Below are 1,501 nucleotides of genomic sequence, written 5' to 3'. Positions count from 1 at the left end.
GACGCCCGGAAGTACGCGGCCGCCCAGGTCGCCGTGGCCACCGCCCAGGAACGTTCGGCGTACAAGATGACCCTGGGTTTGCGGGCGACGGCTATCGCGAGCGCGGTGCAGGCGAGGGCGGCGAGGGCGGCGAAGCCGCTGACGGAGGGGAGGAGGCCGTAGGTCTGGACGAGGGCGCCGAGGGCGATGATGGGGGCGGAACTGCCGAGGTAGACGATGACCCAGAGGGTGCTCAGTTCGGAGCCGCGGCGTTCCGGGTTCATCGCACCGACGGCGGCGGTGAACAGGGAGCGGAAGGCCACACCCTGGGAGATTCCGCCGAGGACGCTGCCGATGAAGAGCAGCGCCGGGGTGCCGGTGTACTGGGCGGCGACGACCAGGCCGAGGCCGGCGGCCAGGCCGGCCATGCCGAGGGCGGTCACCACGCGGTCCGAGGTCGGCGGGACAAGCAGCTGGGTGGCGGCCGAGGACCCGAGCAGGAGGGCCGCCACGATCGCGCCGACCAGCTTGGAGTCGGTGTGCAGCAGCTGGGCGGCGAAGGCCGGGGCCAGGCTGAGGTAGACGCCGAACACCGCGTAGGAGATGAAGCCGGCCGTGGCGGCGAGCAGGAACTCGCGGCGCCCGGTGCGGGGCAGCCGCAGGCGCTGCGGGCGCAGGTGGGCCGGGGTGGTGATGCGGGGCGGGGAGGCCGGCGGGCGGCTGCGGCCGGGCATCCGGGGGTGGAGGAGGGCCAGCGGTACGCAGAGCGCCAGCAGGGCGACGGCGTGCAGCAGGAACGGGGTGAGCAGCGGGTCGGAGCCGCCGGCCAGCAGGGCGCCGACCACCGGGCCGAGCGCGACGCCGCCCGCCGAGCAGGCCAGGGTGATCTTGGCGGCCAGGGTCGGCTTGTCGGGCAGCAGGTCGCCGAGGGCGGCCCCGGCGGCGCCGGTGGACAGGCCGACGGCGATGCCCTGGACGGCTCGGCCGGCGGCGAGCTGCCAGAAGCTGCCGGAGGTGGCGAACACGACGTCGCCGACGGCGGCCAGCGCGACGGCGGGCAGGATCAGGGCGCGTCGGCCGAGGTGGTCGGACCAGTGGCCGACCACGGCCAGCACCGGGACCAGCGCCAGTACGTAGATCGCGAACAGGACGGTGGTGTCGAGCGCGGTGAGGTGCAGCCGCTGCTGGAGGAGCGAGTAGATCGGCGTCGCGAGGTTGGCGCCGATCAGCATCAGCAGCAGGGCGGCGGCCACCAGGCCGACGCGGACGCCGCGCAGCGCGTTCCAGCGGCTGATCGCGGCGAGCTGGAGCTGGGCGCGTGGCGCGAGCTCCAGGGGAAGCAGGGCCTCCGACAGTCGGCGTCCGTTGAGCTGCGCGGTGCGCAGGCCGGAGCCGGCGGGGGAGAGGTCCGCCATGGCAGGGGTCTCCTGTGGCCGGGCACCACCGGGGTCGGCGGGGTTGTGCCGGCGCGCCCGTCCGGAGGCGCTGTGGTGGTGGCCGCGGGTACGGGCTCCCTGGTGGG

At 75.3% G+C, this 1,501-nt stretch carries 1 protein-coding gene; it reads right to left on the bottom strand.

The features are described from left to right. A partial coding sequence (locus ACIQOV_RS41005) for an MFS transporter (RefSeq protein WP_401056179.1) occupies positions 1-1,394 on the bottom strand: 1,394 nt, incomplete at its 3' end. Positions 1,395-1,501: the final 107 nt, after the last annotated feature.

This window comes from Kitasatospora sp. NPDC091257, assembly GCF_044757675.1.
GTDB classification, from domain to species: Bacteria; Actinomycetota; Actinomycetes; order Streptomycetales; family Streptomycetaceae; genus Kitasatospora; species Kitasatospora lactacystinica.
The sequence above is the reverse complement of the archived record's forward strand: the minus strand, read 5'-3'. Positions and strand labels throughout refer to the sequence as shown.